Source organism: Paracoccus limosus, assembly GCF_009711185.1.
GTDB classification, from domain to species: Bacteria; Pseudomonadota; Alphaproteobacteria; order Rhodobacterales; family Rhodobacteraceae; genus Paracoccus; species Paracoccus limosus.
Genome location: NZ_WMIF01000002.1, coordinates 123,466 through 149,559, shown reverse-complemented (window position 1 = coordinate 149,559; position 26,094 = coordinate 123,466). Strand labels below are relative to the sequence as shown.

28 protein-coding genes are annotated in these 26,094 nt (G+C 67.5%); 16 read left to right on the top strand and 12 right to left on the bottom strand.

The annotated features are described in order from the left end of the window. Positions 1–40 precede the first annotated feature (40 nt). Genes pbpC through GL279_RS02440 form a run of 4 tightly spaced genes read left to right on the top strand, consistent with a single transcriptional unit; the run spans position 41 to position 4,487 of the window. Positions 41–2,095, top strand: coding sequence for a penicillin-binding protein 1C (gene pbpC, locus GL279_RS02455; protein WP_155063032.1), 2,055 nt, complete (start codon positions 41–43; stop codon positions 2,093–2,095). Positions 2,096–2,155: 60 nt separating this feature from the next. After that, positions 2,156–2,587 carry an alternative ribosome rescue aminoacyl-tRNA hydrolase ArfB gene (arfB, locus tag GL279_RS02450; protein ID WP_155063031.1) on the top strand — a complete coding sequence of 144 codons (432 nt, stop codon included), beginning with the start codon at positions 2,156–2,158 and terminating at the stop codon, positions 2,585–2,587. An 8-nt stretch (positions 2,588–2,595) separates the two neighbouring features. Beyond that, the gene (locus GL279_RS02445; RefSeq protein ID WP_246175091.1) at positions 2,596–3,066 is read left to right on the top strand and encodes an NUDIX hydrolase; all 471 of its coding nucleotides are present in this window, start codon (positions 2,596–2,598) and stop codon (positions 3,064–3,066) included. Next, positions 3,063–4,487 carry an inorganic phosphate transporter gene (locus GL279_RS02440; protein WP_155063029.1) on the top strand — a complete coding sequence of 475 codons (1,425 nt, stop codon included), beginning with the start codon at positions 3,063–3,065 and terminating at the stop codon, positions 4,485–4,487. The genes GL279_RS02445 and GL279_RS02440 overlap by 4 nt, the downstream gene beginning before the upstream one ends. A 7-nt stretch (positions 4,488–4,494) precedes the next feature. Here the strand turns inward: GL279_RS02440 and GL279_RS02435 are convergent, their stop codons facing one another. Next, entirely contained in the window at positions 4,495–6,168 is a 1,674-nt protein-coding gene (locus GL279_RS02435) for a thiamine pyrophosphate-binding protein (protein WP_155063028.1), read from the bottom strand. 85 nt (positions 6,169–6,253) lie between these two features. Between GL279_RS02435 and GL279_RS02430 the strand changes: the two genes are divergently transcribed. The 5 genes from GL279_RS02430 (at position 6,254) to GL279_RS02410 (ending at position 10,559) form a co-directional block, all read left to right on the top strand. Then, positions 6,254–6,718, top strand: a complete 465-nt coding sequence (locus tag GL279_RS02430; RefSeq protein WP_155063027.1) for a low molecular weight protein-tyrosine-phosphatase — start codon at positions 6,254–6,256, stop codon at positions 6,716–6,718. A 69-nt stretch (positions 6,719–6,787) separates the two neighbouring features. Next, the gene (gene smpB, locus GL279_RS02425) at positions 6,788–7,258 is read left to right on the top strand and encodes an SsrA-binding protein SmpB (RefSeq protein ID WP_155063026.1); all 471 of its coding nucleotides are present in this window, start codon (positions 6,788–6,790) and stop codon (positions 7,256–7,258) included. Positions 7,259–7,336: 78 nt separating this feature from the next. Continuing rightward, positions 7,337–8,197 (top strand): 3-mercaptopyruvate sulfurtransferase, encoded by an 861-nt coding sequence (gene sseA / locus GL279_RS02420; RefSeq protein WP_155063025.1) that lies wholly within the window; start codon positions 7,337–7,339, stop codon positions 8,195–8,197. Continuing rightward, positions 8,198–9,382 carry an amino acid aminotransferase gene (locus tag GL279_RS02415; RefSeq protein WP_155063024.1) on the top strand — a complete coding sequence of 395 codons (1,185 nt, stop codon included), beginning with the start codon at positions 8,198–8,200 and terminating at the stop codon, positions 9,380–9,382. Between the two features lie 187 nt (positions 9,383–9,569). Further along, positions 9,570–10,559 carry a glycosyltransferase family 8 protein gene (locus tag GL279_RS02410; protein WP_170293903.1) on the top strand — a complete coding sequence of 330 codons (990 nt, stop codon included), beginning with the start codon at positions 9,570–9,572 and terminating at the stop codon, positions 10,557–10,559. 18 nt (positions 10,560–10,577) lie between these two features. Here GL279_RS02410 and GL279_RS02405 read toward each other — a convergent pair whose 3' ends face one another. From GL279_RS02405 to ubiA, 3 genes are all read right to left on the bottom strand, one after another. Next, the gene (locus GL279_RS02405; protein WP_155063022.1) at positions 10,578–10,904 is read right to left on the bottom strand and encodes a hypothetical protein; all 327 of its coding nucleotides are present in this window, start codon (positions 10,902–10,904) and stop codon (positions 10,578–10,580) included. 28 nt (positions 10,905–10,932) lie between these two features. Further along, positions 10,933–13,116: an OmpA family protein gene (locus GL279_RS02400; RefSeq protein ID WP_246175089.1), complete on the bottom strand. Its 2,184-nt coding sequence runs from the start codon at positions 13,114–13,116 to the stop codon at positions 10,933–10,935. Positions 13,117–13,178: 62 nt separating this feature from the next. After that, positions 13,179–14,135, bottom strand: coding sequence for a 4-hydroxybenzoate octaprenyltransferase (gene ubiA, locus GL279_RS02395; protein ID WP_155063128.1), 957 nt, complete (start codon positions 14,133–14,135; stop codon positions 13,179–13,181). Between the two features lie 16 nt (positions 14,136–14,151). Here ubiA and GL279_RS02390 point away from each other — a divergent pair, with 16 nt between their 5' ends. Beyond that, on the top strand, positions 14,152–14,871 hold the full coding sequence (locus GL279_RS02390; RefSeq protein WP_155063021.1) for a 16S rRNA (uracil(1498)-N(3))-methyltransferase: 720 nt from the start codon (positions 14,152–14,154) through the stop codon (positions 14,869–14,871). A 240-nt stretch (positions 14,872–15,111) separates the two neighbouring features. Beyond that, on the top strand, positions 15,112–15,306 hold the full coding sequence (locus tag GL279_RS02385; protein ID WP_155063020.1) for a DUF1127 domain-containing protein: 195 nt from the start codon (positions 15,112–15,114) through the stop codon (positions 15,304–15,306). 106 nt (positions 15,307–15,412) lie between these two features. On the opposite strand, the gene GL279_RS02380 is transcribed toward GL279_RS02385, so the two are convergent. From GL279_RS02380 to msrA, 3 genes are all read right to left on the bottom strand, one after another. Next, entirely contained in the window at positions 15,413–16,039 is a 627-nt protein-coding gene (locus GL279_RS02380) for a LysE family translocator (RefSeq protein WP_155063019.1), read from the bottom strand. Positions 16,040–16,137: 98 nt separating this feature from the next. Then, positions 16,138–17,007, bottom strand: a complete 870-nt coding sequence (locus GL279_RS02375; RefSeq protein ID WP_155063018.1) for a 50S ribosomal protein L11 methyltransferase — start codon at positions 17,005–17,007, stop codon at positions 16,138–16,140. Then, positions 17,007–17,591, bottom strand: coding sequence for a peptide-methionine (S)-S-oxide reductase MsrA (msrA, locus tag GL279_RS02370; RefSeq protein ID WP_155063017.1), 585 nt, complete (start codon positions 17,589–17,591; stop codon positions 17,007–17,009). The genes GL279_RS02375 and msrA overlap by 1 nt, the downstream gene beginning before the upstream one ends. 105 nt (positions 17,592–17,696) lie before the next feature. On the opposite strand from msrA, the gene GL279_RS02365 reads away from it, so the two are divergent. Further along, on the top strand, positions 17,697–18,692 hold the full coding sequence (locus GL279_RS02365; RefSeq protein ID WP_155063016.1) for a P1 family peptidase: 996 nt from the start codon (positions 17,697–17,699) through the stop codon (positions 18,690–18,692). Between the two features lie 203 nt (positions 18,693–18,895). After that, positions 18,896–20,368: an NAD-dependent succinate-semialdehyde dehydrogenase gene (locus GL279_RS02360; protein WP_155063015.1), complete on the top strand. Its 1,473-nt coding sequence runs from the start codon at positions 18,896–18,898 to the stop codon at positions 20,366–20,368. Between the two features lie 54 nt (positions 20,369–20,422). Here the strand turns inward: GL279_RS02360 and GL279_RS02355 are convergent, their stop codons facing one another. Continuing rightward, the gene (locus GL279_RS02355) at positions 20,423–21,169 is read right to left on the bottom strand and encodes a DUF1013 domain-containing protein (protein WP_155063014.1); all 747 of its coding nucleotides are present in this window, start codon (positions 21,167–21,169) and stop codon (positions 20,423–20,425) included. A gap of 160 nt (positions 21,170–21,329) precedes the next feature. Between GL279_RS02355 and GL279_RS02350 the strand changes: the two genes are divergently transcribed. Continuing rightward, the gene (locus GL279_RS02350) at positions 21,330–21,956 is read left to right on the top strand and encodes a ribonuclease T2 family protein (RefSeq protein WP_155063013.1); all 627 of its coding nucleotides are present in this window, start codon (positions 21,330–21,332) and stop codon (positions 21,954–21,956) included. A gap of 228 nt (positions 21,957–22,184) precedes the next feature. Here the strand turns inward: GL279_RS02350 and GL279_RS02345 are convergent, their stop codons facing one another. Beyond that, positions 22,185–23,180 carry an NAD(P)H-quinone oxidoreductase gene (locus tag GL279_RS02345; protein WP_155063012.1) on the bottom strand — a complete coding sequence of 332 codons (996 nt, stop codon included), beginning with the start codon at positions 23,178–23,180 and terminating at the stop codon, positions 22,185–22,187. After that, positions 23,177–23,863: a COQ9 family protein gene (locus GL279_RS02340; RefSeq protein WP_155063011.1), complete on the bottom strand. Its 687-nt coding sequence runs from the start codon at positions 23,861–23,863 to the stop codon at positions 23,177–23,179. Before GL279_RS02340 ends, GL279_RS02345 begins: the two co-directional genes overlap by 4 nt. Before the next feature lie 111 nt (positions 23,864–23,974). Here GL279_RS02340 and rpsU point away from each other — a divergent pair, with 111 nt between their 5' ends. Further along, a complete protein-coding gene (gene rpsU, locus GL279_RS02335) occupies positions 23,975–24,181 on the top strand; it encodes a 30S ribosomal protein S21 (protein WP_011748553.1) in 207 nt (68 codons plus the stop codon). A 72-nt stretch (positions 24,182–24,253) separates the two neighbouring features. Here the strand turns inward: rpsU and GL279_RS02330 are convergent, their stop codons facing one another. After that, positions 24,254–24,712, bottom strand: a complete 459-nt coding sequence (locus tag GL279_RS02330; RefSeq protein WP_343039690.1) for an Lrp/AsnC family transcriptional regulator — start codon at positions 24,710–24,712, stop codon at positions 24,254–24,256. 117 nt (positions 24,713–24,829) lie between these two features. Beyond that, positions 24,830–25,264, bottom strand: coding sequence for a large conductance mechanosensitive channel protein MscL (gene mscL / locus GL279_RS02325; RefSeq protein WP_155063009.1), 435 nt, complete (start codon positions 25,262–25,264; stop codon positions 24,830–24,832). Positions 25,265–25,351: 87 nt separating this feature from the next. Between mscL and GL279_RS02320 the strand changes: the two genes are divergently transcribed. Beyond that, the gene (locus GL279_RS02320) at positions 25,352–26,053 is read left to right on the top strand and encodes a glutathione S-transferase C-terminal domain-containing protein (RefSeq protein ID WP_155063008.1); all 702 of its coding nucleotides are present in this window, start codon (positions 25,352–25,354) and stop codon (positions 26,051–26,053) included. The last annotated feature ends 41 nt before the right edge of the window (positions 26,054–26,094 follow it).

The window sequence follows — 26,094 nt, the reverse complement described above, 5'->3', positions numbered from 1 at the left end:
GGGCTTTCGGAGCCGAGACCGGAGGGCGTAAGCAGGGGATATGAGACCACGCCGCCTTGCCCTGTCGATCTGCGCCGCCGTGCTGGCCCTTGGGCTGGCGGCGGGCGCGCGGGATCGGTTCGATGACTGGATCGCCGCCACCCAGCTGCCCCGGCTGGAGGTGCCGGTGGGGGTCGAAGTGCTGGCGCGCGACGGCTCGTTGCTGCGGGCGTTTCAGGTGGCCGATGGGCGCTGGCGGCTGGATGCCGGTCCGGTCGACCCGCTGTTCCTGGACATGCTGACCGCCTGGGAGGACCGGCGGTTTGAACGCCACCATGGCGTCGATGTGCTGGCGCTGTTGCGCGCCGGGGGACAGGCGGTCTGGCATGGACGGGTAGTCTCGGGCGGCTCGACGCTGACCATGCAGGTGGCGCGGCTGCTGGAGGAGGGCACCACCGGCGTCTGGGGCGGCAAGCTGCGGCAGATGCGGCTGGCGCTGGCGCTGGAGCGGCGGCTGAGCAAGGCGCAGATCATGGGCCTGTATCTGCGGCTGGCGCCCTATGGCGGCAATGTCGAAGGTGTCAGAGCGGCGGCGCTGCAATGGTTCGGCAAGGAGCCGCGCCGGCTGAGCCCGGCGCAGGCCGCGCTGCTGGTCGCGTTGCCGCAATCGCCCGAGGCGCGCCGGCCGGATCGTTTCCCCGGGGCGGCGCGGGCGGCGCGCAACCGGGTGCTGGCGCGGGCGGCGGCGGTGGGGCTGATCTCGGAGGGGGATGCCCGCGCCGCCATGGCCGAGCCGGTGCCGCGCCAGCGCCGCGCCTTTCCGGCCCGCGCGCCCCTGCTGGCGGCACGGCTGATGCGCGAGCATCCGGGCGCCGGTCGCATCGAAACCACGATCGACCCGCGCCTGCAGATCCGCGCCGAGGAGCTGGCCCCGCGTGCGGTGCGCGGGCGGCCGGGTCTGTCGGCGGCCATCGTGCTGGCCGATCACCGCAATGGCGAGATTCTGGCCGACGTCGGGGCGGCGGACTGGACCGATGGAGGCTCGGCCGGGTTCGTGGACATGACCCGGGCCTGGCGCTCGCCCGGATCGACGCTGAAGCCCTTTGTCTATGGGCTGGCCTTTGACGACGGGCTGGCGCATCCCGAAACGCTGATCGAGGACCGGCCCACCGCCTTTGGGCGCTGGCAGCCGCAGAATTTCGACCATCATTTCCGCGGCACGGTCAGCCTGAGAAATGCGCTGATCTGGTCCTTGAACATCCCGGTCGTGAAGCTGGCCGAGGCGGTGGGGCCCAATCGCATTGCGCAGGCGCTGGCGCGCGGCGGGGTGGCGCTGCGCCTGCCGGGCGACACGCCGGGGCTGGCCCTGGTGCTGGGCGGCGGCGGCGTCACGCTGGAGGGGCTGACGCAGGGCTATGCGGCTCTGGCGCGCGGTGGGCAGGGGATCGGTCTTTCGGCGCTGCCGGGGCAGTCTGCGCCGCTGCCGCAGCCGATGTTCGGACCGGCGGCGGCATGGCAGGTCGGCGCGATCCTGTCGGGCAATCCCGCCCCGCATGGCGTGCGCCAGCGGGTGATGGCCTACAAGACCGGCACCTCTTATGGGCATCGCGATGCGCTGTCGCTGGGCTATGACGGCGCCCATGTCGGCGCGGTCTGGCTGGGCCGGCCGGACGGGACGCCGGTGCCGGGCGCCTTTGGCGGCGAACTGGCCGCGCCGGTTCTGTTCGATCTGTTCGATGCGCTGCCCTCGGTCGCGCTGCCGCCACCACCGCCGCAGGTGCTGACCGTGCCGGGCAGCGCCCTGCCCCTGGCGCTGCGCCGCTTTGCCCCGCCGGGAGAGGCCAGCGCCACCCTGTCGCGGCCGGCCAGCCCCGATCCCCTGCGCCTGACCTACCCGCCCGACGGCGCCGAGATCGAGGCCGGTCCGCGCCTGATCGCCAAGGCGCGCGGCGGCAAGGGGCCGTGGAGCTTTCTGGTGAACGGGGTGCCTGCGGTGCTGGCCTCGGCCCGGCCCGAGGCGGAACTGGACAGCCCCGGCCCGGGTTTTGCCGAATTGACGGTCATCGACGCGACAGGAGCATCAGATACTGCGGCAATCCGGTTGCAATCGCCGTAATTCCTGCGTGAATGGCGGTTGACGCCTTTTTTCCGACGGGTTTTGCCACATATTCCGACCATGTTGCGTATTAGTGATACATTATTCATTGCAGAGTGGGAGCTGTCGGAGCAATTCAGCCGATCCCAGGGACCCGGTGGTCAGAATGTGAACAAGGTCGAAACAGCGGTCGAGCTGCGGTTCGAGGCAGAGCGTTCGCCGCATCTGACCGAGGCCGTCAAGCAGCGCCTGCGCCGTCTGGCCGGGCGGCGCTGGACGCAGGATGGCGCGCTGTTGATCCGCGCCGAGGAAACCCGCAGTCAGGCCCGCAACCGCGAGATCGCACGCGAACGGCTGGCCGAACTGATCCGCAGCGCGCTTGCCGCGCCGCGCAAGCGCATCGCCACCCGCCCCACATTGGGCAGTCAGCGCCGCCGTCTGGCTGCCAAGACACAACGGGGCGATGTCAAGAACCTGCGCGGCCGCATCCGCCAGCCGGAGGGCGACGAATGAACAGGATCATGCGCGACAAACTGGGCAAATTGCTGGGCCGCAAGCCGCCGCAGATGCAGGTGGCGGCGCTGTGCCGCGATGCGCAGGGGCAGGTGCTGTTGGTGACCAGCCGCGACACCGGCCGCTGGATCCTGCCCAAGGGCTGGCCGATGGCAGGCCGCAGCCTTGCCGAGGCCGCCGCCCAAGAGGCTTGGGAAGAGGCCGGCGTGCGCGGATCGGTCGAGCAGGCCGAGATCGGCACCTATCATTATGACAAGCTGCAGGATCGCGGTTTTGCCATCCCGGTCCAGGTGCGGGTCTATGCGATGTCGGTGGATGAGCTGGCCGAGCGCTATCCCGAATCCAAGGAACGCAAGCGGCGCTGGTTCGCGCCGGCGCGCGCCGCCGAGATGGTTGCCGAGGTCGGATTGCAGGCGCTGCTGCGCAGGCTGCCCTTTTCCGGGCCGCAGCCGCGCCCGGGCGACGGTCAGGCCGGATGAGCCAGCGACCCGAGCGGGACTACCGCATCCTGGACAAGGATCTGGGCCGGATGAGCAATGCCGAGCACGCGGCGCTGGCGCTGGCGCGGCCGCGCGTGCGCTTTGGGCTGGCGCTGGTGTTCATCGCCGCTGCGGCCGAGACGGCGGCGACGGTGCTGGCCGGACAGCCGGCGCTGGGGATCGTCGCGGCCTCGGTGGCGATCGCGATCTATCTGGCGCTGTCGATCGGCGCCAATGACGTGGCCAACGCCCTGTCCCCCGCCGTCGGCGCCGGGGCCATCGGGCTGAGCGCCGGCCTGTGGCTGGTGGCGATGATGGATGTGGCCGGGGCGGTGATCGCCGGCGGCCCCGTCACCCAGACCCTTGCCGCCGGGCTGGTCGGCAACAATCTGGGTCAGGGCTCGCCTACGGCCCTGATGATGCTGGCCGCTTTAGCCAGCGGCGCGACATGGATCAGCGTGGCGACATGGCTGGATGCGCCGATCTCGACCACGCATTCGGTGGTGGGGGCCATCGCCGGCGCCGGCATGGCGACCTATGGCTTTGCCTCGGTCAACTGGCCGGCCCTGGGTGTCGTCGCCCTTGGCTGGCTGGTGTCGCCGATCGTTTCGGGCGGGCTGGCGGCGGCGCTGCTGGCCAGTCTGCACCGCCATGTGCTGGACAAGGACGACCCGCTGCCCTCGGGGCGGATCTGGCTGACGGTCATGGTGGCCTGCGCCGCCGGCATCCTGATCGGCGTTGCGGCGCTGTTCTATGGCGGGCTGGGCTGGCCGGTGGTGCTGGGTCTGGCCGGGGCCGGCTGGCTGCTGGGCGCGGTCTATGCCCATCGCACCCTTGGCCTGCAGATCCGGCAGGGCGAAAAGGACAGCAAGGCGCTGAAGGCGCTGCTGGGCCTGCCGCTGATCGTGGCGGCGCTGGTCATGGGCTTTGCCCATGGCGCCAATGACACCTCGACCATCGCCGCCCCGCTCAGCATCGTGCTGAGTCATGTCGGTCAGAGTGACAAGCCGCTGTTGTCGCAGCACGCCGTCATGGCGCTGTCGGGGCTGGGGATCGGCGTCGGCATCCTGCTGTTCGGTGGCCGGCTGGTGCATATGGTGGGCAGCAACATCACCCGGCTGAACCCGGCGCGCAGCCTGTGCGTCACCCTGTCGGCGGGGCTGACGGTGCTGGGCTTTTCGCTGGCCGGGCTGCCAGTTTCGACCACGCATATCGCGGTCGGCGGCGTGTTCGGCGTCGGCTTCTGGCGCGAGCAGCGCGACCGCGCCCAAAGCCGGCGCCGCGCCCCCATGCCCGAGGAAGAGCGCGGCCGCCGCCATCTGGTGCGCCGGTCCTATGTGCGCGGCATCCTTGGCGCATGGCTGATCACGGTGCCGGCCAATGCCGCGATGGCGGCGCTGCTGGTGCTGGTGCTGAAATAGCCGCGCTTCAGGCGCGGCTTTGCAGCGCCTCGCCGGCGGCACGGGTCTCGGAGAGGGTGGCGCCGGTCGACAGGGCCTCGGGGTCGAGACGCAGCTCGATCACCGCCGGCGTGCCTGCGGATCGCACATGCGCCTGCGCCTGCGCAAAGGCCGGGGCGAACTGATCCTGCCGCGTCACCTGCGCGCCATGGCCGCCATAGGCGCGGGCCACCGCGGCGAAATCCGGGTTGACCAGATCGGTGCCCGAGACGCGACCGGGATAGCTGCGTTCCTGATGCATGCGGATGGTGCCAAAGCGGCCATTGTTGGCGACGATGACGATGACCCCGGCACGATGCTGCACAGCGGTCGATAGCTCGTTGACGGTCATCTGCAGGCAACCGTCTCCGGCCAGACAGACCACGCTGCGGCCGGGATCGTGCAGCTTGGCCGCGATGGCTGCGGGCAGGCCATAGCCCATCGAGCCCGAGGTCGGCGCAAGCTGGCTGCCAAAGCGACGGAAGCGGAAATAGCGGTGGATGAACGCCGCATAGTTCCCGGCGCCATTGGTCAGCACGGCATCTTCGGGCAGATGCGCCGAAAGCCATGTGATCACATCCTCCATCCGCACCGCGCCGGGCGTCGCCCGGGGCTGCTGCCAGCCCTCATAGGCGCGGCGCAGGCATTGGGTCCAATCGTCCCAGCGCCGGGGCGCCGGCAGCCGCGCCAAGGCCGCGACCACCGCACGCGGATCGGCCACCAGCCCGGGATCGGGCGCCCAGAGGTGGCCCAGCTCATCGGGCGAGGGATGGACATGGATGACCCGCAGATGCGGCCTGACCGGGTCCATCAGCTCATAGCCGCGCGTCAGCGTATCCCCCAGCCGCGATCCCAGCGCCAGAATGCAATCGGCCTTCTGCAACGCCTGCCCCAGCGCCGGGCTCATGCCCACGCCCAGATCGCCGACGTAATTCGGATGGGCATTGTCCATATGCCCCTGCCGGCGAAAGGGCACCGCGACCGGCAGGCCCCAGGCCACAGCGAATCGCGCCAGATCCTCTGCCGCCGCTTGCGACCACAGCGTGCCACCCGGCACCACCAGCGGGCGCTCGGCCGCAGAAAGCGCCTTGGCCAGCGCCGCCACGGCACTGTCGGCGACATCGGGCAGCGCGGGGCGAAAGGCCGACAGGTCCGGCACATCGGCCCGCGCGCTCAGCATATCCTCGGGCAGGGCCAACACCACCGGACCGGGCCGGCCCGACATCGCCAGATGAAAGGCGCGGGCGACATATTCGGGGATGCGCTCGGTCTGGTCGATCTCGGCCACCCATTTCGCCAGACCGCCGAACATCTGCCGGTAATCCACCTCTTGAAACGCCTCGCGGTCGCGGTCACCGCGCGCGATCTGGCCGACGAACAGGATCATCGGCGTCGAATCCTGCCGCGCCACATGCACGCCTGCGCTGGCATTGCTGGCGCCGGGCCCGCGCGTGACAAAGGCCACGCCGGGGCGGCCGGTCAGCTTGCCCTGCGCCTCGGCCATCATCGCGGCGCCGCCTTCGTGCCGGCAGACGATATTGGCGATCCCCGAGGCATAAAGCCCGTCCAGCGCCGCCAGAAAGCTTTCACCGGGAACCGAGAACACCCGCGCGACGCCATTGACCGCCAGCGCATCCACCAGAATCTGCCCGCCGTGCCGCATTGCCGATCTCCTCTTGCCTTGTCGTTACTCTGGGCTAGGTTGCCGCTGCGGGGCAAGCATATGCCCGGCGGCGCCGAGGGGAATCATGGACCGCAAGTCCGTGCTGTTTGTCTGTCTGGGAAATATCTGCCGATCCCCCTTGGCCGAGGGCGCGCTGCGCCAGCGGGCCGAGGCCGAGGATCTGCACCTGCACATCGATTCGGCCGGGACCAGCGACTGGCATGTCGGATCCGAACCCGACCGCCGCGCGCAGGCAATCGCGGCGCGCCATGGCATCAATATCTCGCGCCTGCGCTCGCGGCAGGTGCAGCCACGCGATTTCCGCAGCTTCGACCTGATCGTCGCCATGGACAGCGACAATCTGGCCGCGCTGCGCCAGCTGGCGCCGCCCGATGCCGTGGACCGGCTGTCGCTGCTGATGGATCACGTGCCCGGCCGCGAGGGGCAATCCGTCACCGACCCCTATTTCGGCAGTTCGGACGGGTTCGAAACCACATGGACCGACGTGGTGCAGGGGGTCGAGGCGCTGCTGGTGCAGTTGCGCGGCTAGCCGATTGGTGCCGCGCAACAGCGGCCAAGCCTTTACAGAGCCCAGGCTTGGCCCTATCTCTGCCCGATCATGGCAGCCAAGTCCGACCCGAATTACAAGATCATCGCCGAGAACCGCCGGGCGCGCTTCGATTACTTCATCGAAAGCGATCTGGAGGTCGGCATCGTGCTGACCGGGTCCGAGGTCAAGTCGCTGCGCACCGGCCAGTCCAATATCGCCGAAAGCTATGCCTCGGTCGAGGGGGGCGAGCTGTGGCTGATCAACGGCTATATCGCCGCCTACAAACAGGCCGGCGTCTTTGGCCATGAGGAACGCCGCAAGCGCAAGCTTCTCGTCTCGCGCAAGGAACTGTCGCGGATGTGGCAGGCCATCGGGCGCGAGGGCATGACGCTGGTGCCGCTGGTGATGTATTTCAACGATCGCGGCATGGTGAAGCTGAAGATCGGCATCGCCAAGGGCAAGAAGAACCACGACAAACGCGAAACCGACGCCAAGCGTGACTGGAACCGGCAGAAACAGCGGCTGCTGAAGCAGGGCTAGGGCGAACAGCGATTGCGGCGCCCAACCCGTCCGGTTACATGGATGGCGCCTTGCGTCAACCGGAGGAAGGGAAGGCCGATGACCAGCGATTCCGACGATCCCAGAACACTGGTTTCGACCGCCTGGCTGGCGGCGCATCTGAACGACCCCGATCTGCGGGTGATCGACGCCACATGGTTTCTGGAACCGGGCCGCGACGCCCGCGCCGAATACGATGCCGGGCATATCCCCGGCGCGCGGTTCTTTGATCTGGACGAGATCGCCGACAAGCGTTCCGGCCTGCCGCATATGGCGCCGCAACCCGAGATGTTCATCAGCCGCATGCGCGCCATGGGCATCGGCGACGGCCATCAGGTCGTGATCTATGACAATTCGCCCGTGCATTCCGCCGCCCGCGTCTGGTGGACCTTCCGGCTGATGGGCAAGACCGATGTGGCGGTGCTGGACGGCGGCCTTGCCAAATGGCGCGCCGAGGACCGCCCGCTTGAGGACATGCCGCCGGTGATGCGCGACCGCCACATCACCGTGCAGCGTCAGGCCGGCCTCGTGCGCGACGTGACGCAGGTCGCCTCGGCCAGCAAGCTTGAAAGCCACGAGATCGTCGATGCCCGGGGCGAGGCCCGTTTCCGCGGCGAGGTGCCCGAACCGCGCCCCGGCCTGCGCGCGGGCCATATCCCCGGCGCGCGCAACCTGCCCTTTGGCCGGCTCTATGAGGCCGACGGCACCATGAAATCCCCCGAGGCGCTGCGGGCCGAATTCGTCGCCGCCGGCGTCGATCTGACCCGGCCGGTCGTCACCACCTGCGGCTCGGGCGTGACGGCGGCCTCGCTGTTTCTGGCGCTGGACCGCATCGGGCATCGGGATCATTCGCTTTACGACGGAAGCTGGGCCGAATGGGGCAGCTTCCCGGACCTTAAAATCGCAACCGGAGACGCGTGAATGCTGGGCAATCTGAAACCGCAGGCCCCCGACAAGATCCTGGCCCTGATGGGCGAATTCAAGGCCGATCCCCGTCAGGGCAAGATCGATCTTGGCGTCGGGGTCTACAAGGATGCGACCGGCCACACGCCGATCATGCGCGCGGTTCTGGACGCCGAAAAGCGCATGCTGGAGACCGAGACCACCAAATCCTATGCCGGCCTTGCCGGTGAGCCCGAGTTCCAGCAGGCCATGGGCAAGCTGATCCTTGGCGATCTGTACAAGCCCGAAACCACGGCGGCGCTGGCCACCGTCGGCGGCACCGGCGCCATCCGTCAGGCGCTGGAACTGGCGCGCATGGCAAACCCCGATCTGCGCGTCTTCGTGTCGAACCCGACCTGGCCGAACCACGTCTCGATCATGAACTTCATGGGCGTGCCGGTCGTCGAATATCGCTATTTCGATGCGGCCACGCGCGGCGTCGATTTCGACGGGCTCAAGGCTGACATCTCGGCGGCGAAAAAGGGCGATGTGGTGCTGTTGCATGGCTGCTGCCACAACCCGACCGGCGCCAACCTGACGCTGGAGCAATGGGCCGAGGTCGCGACCATCCTTGAACAGACCGGCGCGACGCCGCTGATCGACTTGGCCTATCAGGGCTTTGGCGACGGACTGGAAGAGGACGCCGCCGGCACCCGCCTGATCGCCGCGCGCATCCCGGAAGTGCTGATCGCCGCCTCGTGCAGCAAAAACTTTGGCATCTACCGCGAACGCACCGGCTGCCTGCTGGCGCTGTGCACCGACAAGGCGACCAAGGATCTGGCGCAGGGGGCGATGGCCTTCCTGAACCGCCAGACCTATTCCTTCCCGCCCTTCCATGGTGCCAAGATCGTCGCGACCATCCTGACCGATGACGCGCTGCGTGCCGACTGGATGGCCGAGCTTGAGGCCGTGCGCCGCGGCATGCTGGACCTGCGCCAGCAACTGGCCGCCGAGCTGCGCACCCTGTCCGGGTCGGACCGCTTTGACTTCGTGGCAAGCCATCGCGGCATGTTCTCGCGCCTTGGTGCCACGCCCGAGCAGGTCGCCAAGGTCAAGGAAGAGTTCGCCATCTACATGGTGGGCGATTCGCGCATCAACATCGCCGGCCTGAACCAGGCTACCATCCCGGTCCTGGCCCGCGCCATCATCGAAGCCGGGGTCTGATCTAGATGCGCCTGAGCGATCCGACGCCGCTGGCCCATGTCGCTCATTCAAGCGCTTGATGCGGCCCGTAAGAGCCATTCCGATTGCCCGGCAGTTGTTCGCGCAACTGCCGGGGATCTGGGCGCCGGGAATAGACCGACATCTGCGGCGACGATATCGCGACCGCAAACCGACCCGGCTAGACGTGATGACCTCATTCGCCGGCCGGCATCTCGACATCGTGCAGGTGATGATACTGTCCCTGGCCGAGGCACACCCACTGGATCATATCCGGCTATGGCTTTTCGAGCAGGATATTCCGATGCTCGAGATCCGGGCACTGGCGGAATTCTGCGCCACCCTCGGTAATATTGAGCTGCGCCCGGTGCGAGTCCCCGATGCTGCCAGCTTTGCCCGGCTGCAAGAACTTGGCGGCAAGCCAGACAGTGCGCGTTTCCTGTGGTTTGTGGCGCATCAGCAGCTGCCCGATGACTTGGACCGAATAATCTATCTGGATGCCAGCGACATCATCGTCACCGGCGATCTGGTGCCACTGTTGAACCACCCCTTCCTAGGCAAATATCTGGTGGCCTGTCGCGAGTTCATTGACTTGCCACCGCTGCTGATCGGGAACGCGCGCCGGGCACATCACTGCGGTGTGCCGGCGGCGGTGATTCGCAGAGTATCGCGCGGGCTGATCAACAGCGGTGCCATCGTATTAAACCTGAGCCGGTTCCGCCGCGACGGGATTGGGATCGCAACCTATCTCGACACCGCCGAATGGGCACACGAGCGGCTGGGGCTGCGTTTCGGCGACCAAGGCCTGTTTTCACTCAGCCACGGCAGCCATTACACGCGGTTGCGTGACCGTTACAATCACCGCTTTTGGGCAGAATCGCCCAAGCGGATCATGTCCGACCCTGCCGTGCTGCATTTCGCCGGTCCGGTGCTGAAGCCGGCCTACTGGCGGTTGAGTGAGGATCAGGAACAGCAGGTACTAAAGCACCTGCGCCGCAGCGGCAGCGCGGTGCTGCGGCTAAACAATAGCCTGCCCCTGCGTGCCGCGCACCTGCCCTATCTGCGACACTGGTGGAGGATCTGCGCCCGCACCCCCGGTCATGCCCGGCTTGGCACCGAGGCCGACCAGCGGATGACGGCCGCGCTGGCCCGGCTACAACAAGAAAGCAACGACGTCTGACTTCGAAAGGCCGTGCCGTCAGCGGCCCAGCTTGCGGTCGATATAGGCGCGCAGTTCCTCGATCTCGGCCCGGGCCTCGGCCAACTCGTCCTCGGCGGCCTTCTGCGCCGATTCCGCCGTGCCCAGCCGCGCCACCAGATCGGCCTCGCGCTCTTCCAGCTGCGCCACGGCGCTGTCGCGCGCTTCCTCGGCCTCGTGCAGCTCTTGCGCCATGCTCTCCAGTGCGCCGATCTCGGCGCGGGTGACGCGCGACAGGCGGTGGATCAGCCAGCTTGCGAACCAGCCCAGGACAAAGGCGGCGAACAGGATGATCGCGGTGGCGATGATGAATTCCTGACGGTTCATGGGCGGCTCCCGTGGGAAAGATTTGCACTCACGGCTTGGCCGCCTGCGGAAATTCGGGCGGGGCCAGCGGGTTCAGCGGCGGCAGGGCCTCCAGCGGGATGCCCGCATCGGTGCCGGCCTCCGGATCGGGGAAGGCGGCCTCGACCGCTGGCACGGTCAGCGCGTCGATGATCGCCGTCGCCACGGCGGGATGGACCACGATGGCCGCCGGCGCGCTGGCGATAGCGCCGGCATGGGCCGGGGCCAGCCCGGGGCTCACGGCGACCGGCGCCAGCACCGGGCGGATCGCGCCGGTCGCAGCGGCCACCGCCGCCTGTTCCACGCGCTGCGTCGCCACCTCGGCGCTGTCGGTGACGCCGGTCACCTTGACCGCAGGCTTGGGCGCCTCGGCCAGCACCGGGATTTCCGACAGCAGGGTGAATTCGATGCGCCGGTTCGCCTCGCGGCCGGCGTCGGTGTCATTGTCGGCCACCGGCACGGCGGCGCCATAGCCCTTGACGGTCATGTTCGAGGTGTCGATGCCGGCCTTGGTCATCGCCTCCAGCACCGCCTGCGCGCGGCCGCGCGACAGCTCGGCATTCACGGCCTCGGAGCCCTGCGAATCGGTATGACCGCCGACCTCGATGCGATAGTCGCCGCAGTCCTGCATGGTCTCGGCCAGCCGCTCCAGCACCGGCTTGGGGTCGCCCGCGATCAGCGCCTTGCTCGGCTCGAAGCCGATCTCGGATTCGCGCATGGTGGCGTTCAGCGCATCGACGCATTCCATCCCCGAGGGCAGGCCCAGAATCGGGTCCAGCCGCCGGTCATAGCGGATCGCCAGCTCATAGCGCGCGCCCGCGCCCAGCCGCTGCGCCAGCCGCGCGGCGGCAAGGTCGGTCGCGGTCTTGCTGCCCGACACGCCGCTGACCTTGATCAGCCCCGGCGTCACCGTGACCGCGCCGTGATCCAGCCCTTCGAGCACTTCAAGCGCGGCGATGGCGCGCAGGGTCCAGCCCTCGGGCACCGAGGCATCGGCGCGCAAGGCGCTGTCCACGGCGCCGAAATGCGCCCGCGCCAGACTTTCCACCGTCTGCCGCATGCGGTCGTCGCCGATACGCCCACGCAGCATGACGCCGCCACCATTCAGACTGGCGCTGAATTCCGCCGGACCCTGCGGCGCCACCACCTTGACCTCGTGATCCGAGCTCAGGGTGAATCCCGGCGGCAGCCCTGCCTCAAGCCGACCCACGGCCTCGTCAAAGGCGGCATCATCGACCGAGGCCGGCGCGAACAGCGCCATCTCGGTATCCGACAGGGTGACCGCACCCGCGCCCAGCGTGGCGACGGCGCGCACCCCGGCCACGGCGGCATCGGCCCAGACCGGGCTGGGCACACCCAGGGCCAGCAGGCATTGCGGCTCGCCGGGGATGCCGGCCTGAATCCCGGCCTGCAGGATGCGGTCGCGGTCAGCCGCATTGTCGGCGGCGCAGGCGTCGAAACGCGCCCCGGCCATGTCCTTGACGAAGCGCAGGGTAAAGGGCGTCACCACCGGGCGCGGCGCGGTCACGTCCAGCTCCAGCGCGACATCGGCCGGCTTGGCGCGGCGCAGCATCTGCTCCAGATCGTGGCGTTCATTGGCATTGTCGGTGATGGCGCGCACCGCGACCTTGCCCGGCGTGACCGAGACCTTGCCGCGCCGGGCCATCTCGGCCGCCTTCATGCCATAGACGAAGGCCGCGTCCCAACCCGGCGGCACCGGGTAATCGGCGGCCTCGACCAGATCGGTGACCGTGGCGGTGCCGGCCTGCCGACGCAGCGCCGCCACCATGGCCGCCCGGTCCAGCGAGGCCGGGACCAGCCCGACGATCGAAATACCGTCATCATTGCGCAAAAGCTGGATGGCGAATTGCGGCTGCGCCAGCGCCCGGCTGGCGGCCACCTGCATGTCATCAATGACCCGGCCCGGCTCGACCACGGCATCGACGGCGGATTTGGCGCGAAAACGCTGGATCTCGTCGGGAGCGGTGCCGGTCAACCGCACCAACAGCCCGTCGGTCGCGGCACCGGCCCAGCCAAAGCCGCCCTGCTGCAGGGCGCGCGTCACCTCGGCCTGATTGCGATGCTCGATGAATTCGGCCGCCTTGCTGGCTCCCAGCCAAGCCAGACCGCCGGCGGCGATCAGCGCGATCAGGCTGCTCAGGATCGGCGCGCGGTGCCGTTTGGGATTGGCCATCCGGGGGACCTTCGGGCTGTTTCCGGTTTACCGCATGTAGCGCGGCCCGGCCAGATTCACAATCAGACCAGCCCGGCCAAGGCAAGAAACCCCGCGATCAACAGTCCGGCATCGCGGTTCGAGCGGAACAGCCGCAGGCAGACCGCCGGGCTCGACATGTCGAAATGCTTCAGCTGCCACAAGAGATGCCCGGCAAAGGCGGCGATGCCCACCAGCGCCAGCAGCAGCGCCAGCCCATGCGGCCCCGCTGCCAGCACCGCCAGCACCAGAAGCCCCACCGCCGCGCTGCCAAAGACGACCAGCCAGCGCGCAGTGTCGCGGCCAAACAGCCGCGCCGTGGATTTGACGCCGATCAGCGCGTCGTCCTCGGTATCCTGATGGGCATAGATCGTGTCGTAAAAGACCGTCCAGCAGATGCCGGCGGCATAGGCCAGCAGCGGCGCCGGCGCCAGATTGCCCATATGCGCGGCCCATGCCAGCAGCGCGCCCCAGTTAAAGGCCAGCCCCAGAAACACCTGCGGCCACCATGTGAAGCGCTTGGCAAAGGGATAGATTGCCACCAGCGCCAGCGAGGCCACGCCCAGAATCACCGCAGCCGGCCCCAGCGTCAGCAGGATCACCAGCCCGGCCAACGACTGCGCGGCCATCCACAGCACCGCGCCCCGGACCGTGACCTGCCCCGACGGGATAGGCCGCGACCGCGTGCGCGCCACCTTGTCGTCGATGTCGCGGTCGGTGATGTCGTTCCATGTGCAGCCGGCGCCGCGCATCAGCACCGCCCCCAGCGCACATGCCACGGCGATCCACAGGTCGCGCCACTGTGGCACGCCGGCGATCATTGCCAGCCCGATCCCCCACCAGCAGGGCAAAAGCAGCAGCCATGTCCCGATCGGCCGGTCGGCGCGCGACAGCCGCAGCCATGGCCGCCAGCCGGACGGCGCGTAACGGTCCACCCAATTGTCGGGCGGGGCGTCCGAAACACTGCGGTGAGCCTCTGGCATAGGCTGGTCGGTCTGCATTAGGCTGCGCCCCATCATGGCGAAAATCAGATTGTTCATAGAGCACCCGCTGGCCGAGGGACAAGGCATCCCGCTGAATGCCGATCAGGCGCATTACCTGGGCACGGTGATGCGACAGGGCGCGGGCGACGCGTTTCTGGCCTTCAACGGCCGCGACGGCGAATGGCTGGCACGCATCGACGGGCTCAGCCGGCGTGGCGGCACGGCGGTGGCCGAGGCGCAGACCGCGCCGCAACGCGATCCGCCGGACCTGTGGCTGATGTTTGCCCCGATCAAGAAGGCCCGCACCGATTTCATCGTGGAAAAGGCGGCGGAAATGGGCGCGGCCCGCATCATGCCAGTGCAGACCGAGCACACCAATTCCGAACGCATCCGGCAGGACCGCTTGCAGGCCCATGCCGTAGAGGCTGCCGAGCAATGCGGCGGCACCTATGTGCCCGAGGTCGCCGACCTGGCGCCGCTGTCGCGGCTGCTGGACGGCTGGGACAGCCAAAGGCGTATTCTGTGGGCAGACGAGGCACTTGCCGGCCCGGCACAGGTGCTGGCCGGGCTGCCGCGCGGGCCATGGGCGATCCTGATCGGCCCCGAAGGCGGGTTTTCCGAATCAGAGCGGGCCCGCCTGACCCGGCTGGCGCATGTCACTCCGGTCTCTTTGGGCCCGCGGATCCTGCGCGCCGACACAGCTGCCGTGGCGTCACTTGCCCTGTGGCAGGCAGCGCTGGGAGATTGGGGCTGACGCATCCGAGCGTTTTTGTCGCAATCGGATGCCGGTTTTGAAGCAAGAAGCGGCGCTTTCTTGCAAACTTGCCCCCGGAATCGGCTTGCGTTACAAAAAGTTAATGAAAACGGCGGCTTATGCGCGCACTGCATAGCGGGATTGCCGCCACGCACGTAGAGTTTTCAAACTGCCCGAACTATATGCTTGGTCATCAAGTAAACGCCCCGTTGCGGGCAAACCCAATTCACAGGTGACATCATGTCGGCAATCGACACCAACCGCGTCCATGGTGGCGTGGCCTCGCTGGGCTTCGGCTCGAAATTCTTTGCCGCTCTGGCCGCGTGGAACGATGCGCGCGTGACCAAGAACGCGCTGAACCGTCTGTCGGATCGCGAACTGGACGATATCGGTCTGTGCCGCGGCGACATCGAGCGTATCGCGCACGCCCGCTGATTTCAGGCGCGACTGACTATGCAAACAGGCCCCGCGGGTTGTCCCGCAGGCGCCTTTTTCATGCCGAAAGGCCGACGCAAGAGCAGGCGGTCGGCGGGGGCCGCAATCAGCCGGCAGGACGGCGCGCCAACGCCAGCAGGGCGCCAAAGCCGATCATGGCGGCACCGCTGATGCGGTTGATCCAGCGCAGCCCGCCCGCCTTGGCCATCACCCCCGACAGCCGGGTTCCCGCATAGGCATAAAGCGCGATGGCCACGGTTTCGAGCGCCAGAAAGATCGCCCCAAGGATCAGGAAACTGCTCCAATAATGCGCAGGCGCGACGAATTGCGGGAAAAAGGCGGTAAAGATCAGGATCGCCTTGGGGTTGCCGATCGCGATCATGAATTCGCGCCGGATCCGCGCCCGGACCCCGTCCGGGGTGCCCTGCCCGCCCGGCAGCGCAAGCCCGGCGTCCGCGCGCAGGATGCGCAGGCCCAGCCAGACCAGATAGGCCGCGCCCAGCATCTTGACCGCGGTAAAGACCATCTCGGAGGCCATCAACAGCGCGCCCATGCCCAGCGCGGCGACGGCAATCATCATGGCAAAGGCCGCCAGCCGCCCCGTCCCGGCAATCACGGCCGCGCGCAAGCCCAGCCGGGCGCCAACCGTCACCGACAGCAGGTTGTTCGGCCCAAAGGCCATATTCAGGGCAAAGCAGGCGGGAACGAACAGCAGCAGGGTTTCAGGGGACATGGTGCAATCCTCGACAGGCGATGAAGCATGGCCTGTCGAGGAATGATCTGTCTACCCCCACGCGGGGGCGCCCTTGCCCGAGTGTGCGGGCAAGGGGCTCAGCCCTTGCGGACCACCAGCGTCGACCAGTCGCCGTAATCGTCGCGCCGCTCCAGCGTCAGACCGCCTGCGGAATAGGCAGCGGCGACTTCATCCGCCTGCGTGGTCAGGATGCCCGACAAGATCGCCCGGCCGCCCGGCGCCAGATAGCGCGCCATATCCGGCACCAGATCGATCAGCGGCTGTTTCAGGATATTGGCAAAGATCAGGTCAAAGGGCGCCGCACCCTCGATCAGCGGATGGTCAAAGCCCATGGCCTCGACGCATTCGACCTTGCCGTCCAGCCCATTGGCGATGACATTGGCCCGCGCCACGTCAACCGCCTGCGGGTCGATGTCGCCGGCCAGCACGACGACCGGGAATACCCGCGCTGCCGCCATTGCCAGCACCGCCGTGCCACAGCCCACATCGACAATGCGGGCGGGCGAGACGCCCTGCCCGATCAGCCGGTCCAGCGCCAGCAGACAGCCGCGCGTCGTGGCGTGATGCCCGGTGCCAAAGGCCATCGCCGCCTCGATCAGCAGCGCCTCGGCGCCTTCGGGGACCTTGTCGGCATCATGGCTGCCATAGACGAAAAAGCGCCCGGCCTCGACCGGGGCCAGCTCGCGTTTGACATGCGCGACCCAATCCACCTCGGGCAGTTCCGACACGACGAAGGGCTCGGCCCCCCAGGCTGCGGCCAGCAGCGCCAAGGCGACCTCGTCGGGCGCCTCGGTGAAATACAGACCCACCTCCCAGCGGTTCGATCCGTCCTCGATTTCAAAGACGCCGCTGCCGACCGGCTCGGGGGTCAGCTCCTCGCCCAGTTCGGCAAGGGCTTCGGCGGCATCGCGGCCGCTGGTCTGGGTCAGCGCGGTCCAGGTGGACATCAGAGCTCCTCGGAAACATCGGTCAGAGGCGCCTGTACGCCGGTGCCGCGCAGCCCGCAATAGCCGTCCGGGTAGCGGTCCAGATATTGCTGGTGATCCTCTTGCGCCGGATAGAAGGGGCCGGCGGGCAGGATCTGCGTGGTGATGTCGGGAAAGCCCTCGACCGCCAGCCGGTTGGAATAATCGGCCTTGCTCAGCTCGGCCGCCGCGCGCTGGCTGTCGGTGAAATACATGATCATCGAGCGGTATTGCGACCCGACATCATTGCCCTGCCGGTTGCCCTGCGTCGGGTTGTGGTTTTCCCAGAACACCTGCAGCAGCCGCTCATAGCTGATGCGCGAGCTGTCATAGATGATGCGCACGACTTCGGCATGGCCGGTGCCGCCCTCGCAGACCTGCTTGTAAGTGGGATCGGGAACATTGCCGCCGGCAAAACCGACCGAGGTCAGCCAGACCCCGTCCAGCTGCCAGAACAGGCGTTCGACGCCCCAATAGCAGCCCATGCCGAAAATGGCCTGGTCCAGCCCCTTGGGGACCTCGGCGTCCAGCGGGCGATCAAAGATGCGGTGCAGCGGTGCGGTCATGGTCACGGCCTTTCGAAAAGCGGTTGCAGGTAATCTAGGCGCGGGCCTACCGTCCTGCAACGCCGGGCGCAGCACCCCGGTTCGGTCACGAGGCTGAGGGCAAAGATGCGTCGCGGACAGCGCAACCTGATTACCGATGTCGCCGGCCTGATGGTCGGCAATGCCCGCGACGACGCGCTGCGCTCGGGCGTGACCGTGCTGACCGCACCGATGCCGCTGGCCTGCGGCGTGCATGTCATGGGCGGCGCCCCCGGCACGCGCGAAACCGATCTGCTGGCGCCCGACAAGATGGTGCCCAGTGTCGATGCGCTGGTGCTGTCGGGCGGCTCGGCCTTTGGGCTGGCGGCCTGCGACGGGGTGGCGGCGGGGCTGCGCGCGCAGGGGCGCGGCTTTCCTGTCGGCCCGGTGCGGGTGCCGATCGTGCCCGGCGCCATCGTCTTTGACCTGCTGAACGGCGGCGACAAGGACTGGCAGGACAACCCCTATCCGGCGCTGGGGCGGGCGGCGCTGGCCGGGGCCGGGGCCGATTTCGCGCTTGGCAGCGAGGGCGCCGGCACCGGCGCCATGACCCATCGCTGGAAAGGCGGCCTCGGCTCGGCCTCGGCGGTGCTGGATTGCGGGATCACGGTGGGGGCGCTGGTCGTGGTCAATGCCTTGGGCTCGGTCACCGTGGGCGAAACCCGGCAGTTCTGGGCCGCGCCATGGGAGCTGGATGGCGAATTCGGCGGCCTTGGCATGGCCGGGATGCATGACGGCGGCGCCGAGCCCGCGCTGGCCAAAAGGCTGGGCGAGGCCACGACCATCGCCATTGTCGCCACCGATGCAGCCCTGGACAAGGCGGCGCTGACGCGGCTTGCCACCGCCGCGCATGACGGCATGGCCCGCGCCATCCTGCCCAGCCACACGCCGCTGGACGGCGATCTGGTCTTTGCCGTGTCGACCGGGGCGCGCGCCCTGCCCGACCCGGTGCTGACGCCCTTTCAGCTGGGCCATGCCGCCGCCTGCGTGCTGGCCCGCGCCATTGCGCGCGGCGTCCATGCCGCCACGCCGCGTCCGGGCGATCTGCAACCCTGCTGGAAAGGCGGCCGCCCCGCGCCATGAAAAAGCGGGGCGGCAGGAGAGAGATCCGCCGCCCCGCAGTCTGAACACGCCAAGAGGGAAAAGCCTGACGATATCTGCCCAACGCAGCCGCAGCCTTCGGGGTCCATCAAGTTTTGCGTGATCGCGCCCCTGAATGTGCCGCACTTGCGTTTGCACAGGGAAACCGCAAGCCTGCGGCCAACGAAAACAGGGATGATACCGCCATGACCACGCAGACCACCGACCTGAAAACGCTGCTCAAGGATCCCACACTGCTGCAGACCCGCGCCTATGTGGCCGGTGCATGGATCGACGCCGATGACGGCGCCACCTTCGAGGTGACCAACCCCGCGCGCGGCGACGTGATCGCACGGGTGGCCGATCTGTCGCGCGCCGAGGTGGCCCGCGCCATCACCGCCGCCGCCGGGGCGATGACCGCATGGACCGCGCGCACCGCCAAGGAGCGCGCGCAGATCCTGCGCAAATGGTTCGACCTGATGATGGAGAACCAGGAGGATCTGGGCAAGATCCTGACCGCCGAACAGGGCAAGCCGCTGGCCGAGGCCAAAGGCGAGATCGCCTATGGTGCCAGTTTCATCGAATGGTTCGGCGAAGAGGCCAAGCGCATCTATGGCGAAACCATTCCCGGCCACCAGCCCGACAAGCGCCTGACCGTGATCCGCCAGCCGATCGGCGTGGTGGGTTCGATCACGCCTTGGAACTTTCCGAATGCGATGATCACCCGCAAATGCGCCCCCGCGCTTGCGGCGGGCTGCGGCTTTGTCGGCCGGCCTGCAGCGGAAACGCCGCTTTCGGCGCTGGCGCTGGCGGTGCTGGCCGAACGCGCCGGCGTGCCGGCCGGGCTGTTCAGCATCGTCACCTCGTCGCGCGCCTCGGACATCGGCAAGGAGTTCTGCGAGAACCCGCTGATCCGCAAGCTGACCTTCACCGGCTCGACGCAGGTGGGCCGCGTGCTCCTGCGTCAGGCCGCCGATCAGGTGCTGAAATGCTCGATGGAGCTGGGCGGCAACGCGCCCTTCATCGTCTTTGACGACGCCGATCTGGACGCGGCGGTCGAGGGCGCCATGGCCTCGAAATTCCGCAACAACGGCCAGACCTGCGTCTGCGCCAACCGCATCTATGTGCAGGCCGGGGTCTATGACGCTTTCGCCGAAAAGCTGGCGGCGGCAGTCGAGAAATTGCGCGTCGGCGACGGGCTGACCGAGGGCGTGACCACCGGCCCGCTGATCAACGAGAAAGCCGTCGCCAAGGTCGAGGAGCATATCCAGAACGCGCTGGCGGGCGGCGCCACCGTCGTCACCGGCGGCAAGCCGATGCAAGGGCTCTTCTTTGAACCGACGGTGCTGACCGGGATCACCGACGCCATGCAGGTCTCGACCGAGGAAACCTTCGGGCCCTTGGCGCCGCTCTTCCGCTTTGACACCGAGGCCGAGGCGATCACGCGCGCCAATGACACCATCTTTGGCCTTGCCGCCTATTTCTACGCCCGCGACATCGGCCGGGTGACACGGGTGCAAGAGGCGCTGGAATACGGCATCGTCGGCGTCAACACTGGTATCATCTCGACCGAGGTTGCGCCCTTTGGCGGCGTCAAGCAATCGGGGCTGGGGCGCGAAGGCTCGCGCCATGGCATCGAAGACTATCTGGAAATGAAATACATCTGCCTGTCGATCTGAACCGGCAAGCTGCAACGAAGAACCCCCGAAGCATCTGCTTCGGGGGTTTTGCGATCAGTTGTCGTCTTCGTCGTCTTCGTCATCCGCATCGGGCAGGTTGAAGAAGCTGTCGGCATCCAGATCCGCCGGAGCCGGCTGTTCTTCTTCGCGGGTCAGGCTGAAATTCTCCAGCCCGGCGATGCTCGACGGCATGCGCGGCTCGTCGGACATGGCCAGCGAGGTTTCGGTGGACAGCAGCTTGCGGCGCTCGTCATCCGTCATGGTGCCGCCTTCCGAGGCCTTGCGCTTGGCGGCTTTCTGCACGGCGGCATCCAGCTCCGACTGACGGCACAGACCCAAGGCCACCGGGTCGATCGGCTGCATGTTCTGGATGTTCCAATGCGTGCGCTCGCGGATCGAGGCGATGGTCGGCTTGGTCGTGCCGACCAGCTTGGCGATCTGCGCATCGGCCAATTCAGGGTGGAACTTGACCAGCCACAAGATGGCATTGGGCCGGTCCTGACGTTTCGACAGCGGGGTGTAGCGCGGGCCCCGGCGCTTTTCCTCGCCCTCGGCGGCGGGGTTGTGCTTGAGCTTCAGCTTGTAGCGCGGGTCTTTCTGACCCTTTTCGATCTCTTTCGGGTCAAGCTGGTTCGAGGCGACCGGATCGAAGCCCTTGACGCCGGCGGCCACATCGCCGTCGGCAATGCCCTGAACTTCCAGCTCGTGCATGCCGCAGAAATCGCCGATCTGCTTGAAGCTCAGCGTCGTGTTGTCGACCAGCCAGACTGCGGTGGCCTTGGCCATCAGCGGCTTGTTCATGACCTTCTCCTTAAACAATAGTTCTTCGGCCGGGAAAACGGCTTCTGGCGGGCGCCATTCCATTTTCAGGGGGGATTGCCGGGTTATATAAGCTGTCGCGGGCTTGGAATAAAGCCTGAATTTCGTAGCCTGCGCTGCCGGGGCCGGCTAGGATCGGCGCATGAGACTGCTTGCCCTTGCCCTGACCCTGATCACAGCGCCGGCCTTCGCCCAGGATGTGGCGGGGCGTTTCGACTATTATGTCCTGTCGCTCAGCTGGTCGCCCAGCTGGTGCAGCAGCGAAGGCGACAGGGACGACGCCGGGCAATGCGCCACCGGCCGCAAGCTGGGCTTCACCGTGCACGGGCTCTGGCCGCAATACGAACAGGGCTGGCCCTCGGACTGCCGCACGACGGCCAGAAACCCCTCGCGCCAGGAAAGCGGCGCCATGTCGGACATCATGGGATCGGGCGGGCTGGCCTGGTATCAATGGAAGAAACACGGCCGCTGCACGGGTCTGCCGGCAGAGGACTATTTTGCCCTGACCCGCAAGGCCGCACAGCGCATCCGGGTGCCGGAAACATTGGCCGGGCTGTCGCGCGACGTGAACCTGCCGGCCAAGGTGGTCGAAGACGCCTTCATCGAGGCGAACCCCGGCATGCAGCCGCAGGGCATCACCGTCACCTGCCGCAACAAGGCGCTGCAAGAGGTGCGGATCTGCCTGACCCGCGACCTTGAACCCCGCGCCTGCGCCTCCGACAGCCAGCGCGATTGCAACGGCAGCTTCCTGATGCAGGCGCCGCGCTAACGGCGCGGCCGGTGCCTCCGGCGGGGATATTTAGACACGAAAGAAACGCACACACCCCGCCCGCCGGAGCTGAGGTCGGGGTGTGGCTTCTCTCGTGACGGTCATCGGCGTCCCCGCCTGTCCCGTAGTGCCAGACTGGCACCAAAAGCTTGCGATTCGGTTAACGGCTTCTTTCGTGTTCAAATATCCCCGCCGGAGGCACCGGCAGCCGCAGCAGGCGTTGCGGGCTCAGTCCTCGGCCGCCACCTGCAACAGGATCTTGCCGATATGGCCACTCGATTCCATGTGGCTATGGGCTTCGGCGGCCCTGGCCAAAGGATAGGTGCTGTCGATCAGCGGCTTGACGGCGCCGGTTTCGATCAAGGGCCAGAGGCGCTCGCGCAATTCCGTCGCGATAGCGGCCTTGGCGGCATCCGATTGCGGGCGCAGGGTCGAGCCGGTGACCGTCAGGCGCCGGGACATGATCGGCGCAAAGTTCAGCTCGGCCCGCGCCCCGCCCAGAAAGGCGATCAGCACCAGCCGGCCGTCATCGGCCAGCGCGCGCAGATCGCGGGCCAGATAATCGCCGGCGACCATGTCGAGGATCAGGTCGGCCCCGCCAGCCCGCTGCAGTTCGGCCACGAAATCCTGTTCGCGATAATTGATCGGCTCGGCGCCCAAGGCAGCGATCGCGGCGCATTTCTCATCCGATCCGGCCGTGGCCCAGACCCGCGCCCCCAGCGCGCGCGCCACCTGAATTGCCATGGTGCCGATGCCCGACGAGCCGCCATGGACCAGAAACCGTTCGCCCGCGCGCAGCCCGCCGCGCATGACGACATTGGACCAGACCGTGAAGGCGGTTTCGGGCAGGGCCGCCGCCTGACGCAGATCCAGACCCGCCGGCACCGGCAGCGCATGCTCGGCCGCGCAGGTGGCATATTCGGCGTAGCCGCCACCGGGCAGCAGGGCGCAGACCGCATCGCCCACCTGCCAACCGGTGACGCCACCACCCAAAGCCGCGACCGTTCCCGCGCATTCCAGCCCCGGCAGGTCCGACGCCCCCGGAGGCGGCGCATAGGCGCCGGCGCGCTGCAGCACATCGGGCCGGTTCACCCCGGACCAGGCCAGCCGGATCAGGATCTGGCCATGGCCCGCCACCGGCACCGGCCGGGTCGCCGGTTGAAGCACCTCGGCCGCGCCGGGGGCGGTGATCTCGATGGCCTGCATCACGTCCGGAATCTTCATGCGTCACCCTTGTCCATGGCCGCCGCCGGCTGGCCTGCGGCATATCCCGGCGCGCGCCGGGCCTCGGGGCGGCGGATCCAGCCGGTCGCCAGCCCCGCCAGCGACGAGACCCCCGGCAGGGCCGCCATCCGCCCCTTGAACTTTTCAAAGCGCATCACCCCCTCGACGCGGCGGGTGAGAAAGGCACGGGTCTCTTCGGCCTCGGGCGAGCCGTCGCCCAGCCAGTAAAGCACCGTCGCGCCGTAAACCGTCGAAAGCGTCGCCCGCTTGGAATACCAGTTCACGTCGCGGGATTCGTCGCCGAGCCCCTCCCAGATCGCATCGGCGCTTTCCCAGACCAGCCGCGCGCCCAAGGCCGCATTCTGCGGCAGGGCAAAGACCACCGCCCCCGCCCGCGCCATCTCGCGATCCGACAACGCCAGCCGGCGCATCACCGCCTCGACCACGCGGTCACGAAAGCGGCCCTGCGGCGGGTTGGCGGCAAGGTCGGCGCGCAGCGCGGCATCGCCGCGGCGGTGATAGGCGGCGGCCAGATCGACGCCGCCGCGCGGCAGATGCACCCGCGCCAGCGCCGCCGTCATGCCGATGTCGCGCGCGCCCTGTTCCACCGCGCGGTCGGACATGCCGTCGAAAATCACATGCTGCAGCGCCGCCTCGATCAGGCGGTCTTTTTCGCTGGTCATGGCTCCCTCCTCGTGGTGGCCGGAAATTCTGGACAAAAGCGATTCGCCTTGCTAGAAGGCCGCGTCCTGCAATTCAGCTCAACTTTAACCTAGGAAGGTGGTGACAACCACATGCAGGTAAGTGTTCGCGACAATAACGTCGAACAGGCGCTTCGTGCTCTGAAGAAAAAACTTCAGCGCGAGGGGGTGTTCCGTGAAATGAAGCTCAAGCAGCATTTCGAGAAACCCTCGGTCAAAAAGGCCCGTGAAAAGGCCGAGGCCGTCCGCCGCGCCCGCAAGCTGGCCCGTAAAAAGGCACAGCGCGAAGGCGCACTGTAAGACGAGCGACACGTTCGTTTCCGAGAACCCCTGCCCCGGCGGGGGTTTTCTTTTGCCCTTGGATCTTTGCCCTCAGACCGGCAGGGCCGTGGTCTGGGCCACCGTCTTGAGCGAAAACGACGAATGCATCTGCGCCACGCCCGGCAGCTTGGCCAGCCGCTGGCGGTGGATGCGGGCAAAATCGTCGGTATCCTGCGCCACCACCTTCAACAGGTAATCCGCCGATCCGGCCATCAGGTGACATTCCAGCACATCGGGGATCTTGCGCACCTCGCGCTCGAAGGCTTCCAGAAGCTCGTCGGCCTGTCCTGACAGCGTGATCTCGACGAAAACCGTCGTCGGCCGCTCCAGCTTGCGCGCGTCCAGCAGCGCCACATAGCCCCGGATCAGCCCGGTTTCCTCAAGCCGCTGCACACGGCGGTGGCAGGCGCTGGCCGATAGCGCAACCTCGGCGGCCAGTTCGGCATTGGTGATGCGCCCGTCGCGCTGCAACACCGAAAGGATGCGACGGTCGATTGCGTCAAGCTCGATCATGCCGGGATCTCCTGCGGGAAAGTCGGGCTTTCGCGTCCGATCTTTGCACGATTACGGGGGTGGCGCAAAGAAATGCGGCGCAGGCCAAGGCATGCGCCGCCGATCTGTTCAGGCTCAGGCGCGGTTGGCGCGCAGCTCGTCGCGGATCTGCATGAGCAGCTCTTCCTGCGTCGGGCCGGCCGGCGCGGCTTCTTCCTCTTTCTTGCGGACAGCGGCGCTTTGCAGCTTGTTCACGCCCTTGACCAGCAGGAACACCGCCCATGCGATGATCAGGAAGTTGATGACCGCCGACAGGAACGAGCCATAGGCAAAGACCGCGGCCCCGGCATCGCGGGCGGCCTTCAGGCTGGCCCCGGCGGGCACGTCGCCCTTGAGCACCAGATAATGGCCGCTGAAATCGGTGCCGCCCGTCAGCAGACCGATGATCGGGTTGATCAGATCGGCCACCAGCGAGTTCACGATCGCCGTGAACGCGGCACCGATGATGATACCGACTGCCAGATCGACGACATTGCCCCTGGCGATGAATTCCTTGAATTCCTTCAGCATGTACTTACCTTTTTCATGTCGCACGCGTTGGCGCGAGTGTGCCCACAACGGACGGCGAAAATCCAGCCCATACCCATAGAGGCCGATATGACCGATCTTGCCGCGTTTCCGATCACCCGCCGCTGGCCACCGAAGCGGCCCGGCGTGATCCAGCTATATACACTGAATACCCCAAATGGCATCAAGACCTCGGTCATGCTTGAGGAATGCGGGCTGGACTATGACGCGCATCGCATCAGCATCACCGACCCCGAGGACCAGTTCACCCCGGAGTTCCTGTCGCTGAACCCCAATAACAAGATCCCGGCGATGATCGACCCGAACGGGCCGGACGGCCAGCCCATCGGCCTGTTCGAGACCGGCGCCATGCTGATCTATCTGGGCGACAAGACCGGGAAATTCCTGCCCGCCTCGGGCGCCGCGCGCTATCACACCATCCAATGGCTGATGTGGCAGATGGGCGGGCTGGGGCCGATGCTGGGTCAGGTCGGGTTCTTTCACCGCTACAAGGGCAAGGAGATCGAGGATCCCCGCCCGCGCACCCGTTATTTCACCGAGGCGCGGCGGCTTTTGGGTGTGCTCGACAAGCAATTGCAGGGCCGCGACTGGATCACTGGCGAATATTCCATCGCCGATATGGCGATCGGGCCGTGGCTGCGCACGGTGCGGGTGAATTACGAGGCCGAGGCGGAAACCGGCATGGACGGGTTTGCCAATGTGCAGGCCTATCTGGACCGCTTCCTTGCCCGCCCCGCCGTTCAGCGCGGCATCGAGGTCGGCGCGGCGTAAAGGGCGGATCGGGGCTGCGGGCCGGGGCGAGGCGCACCTGC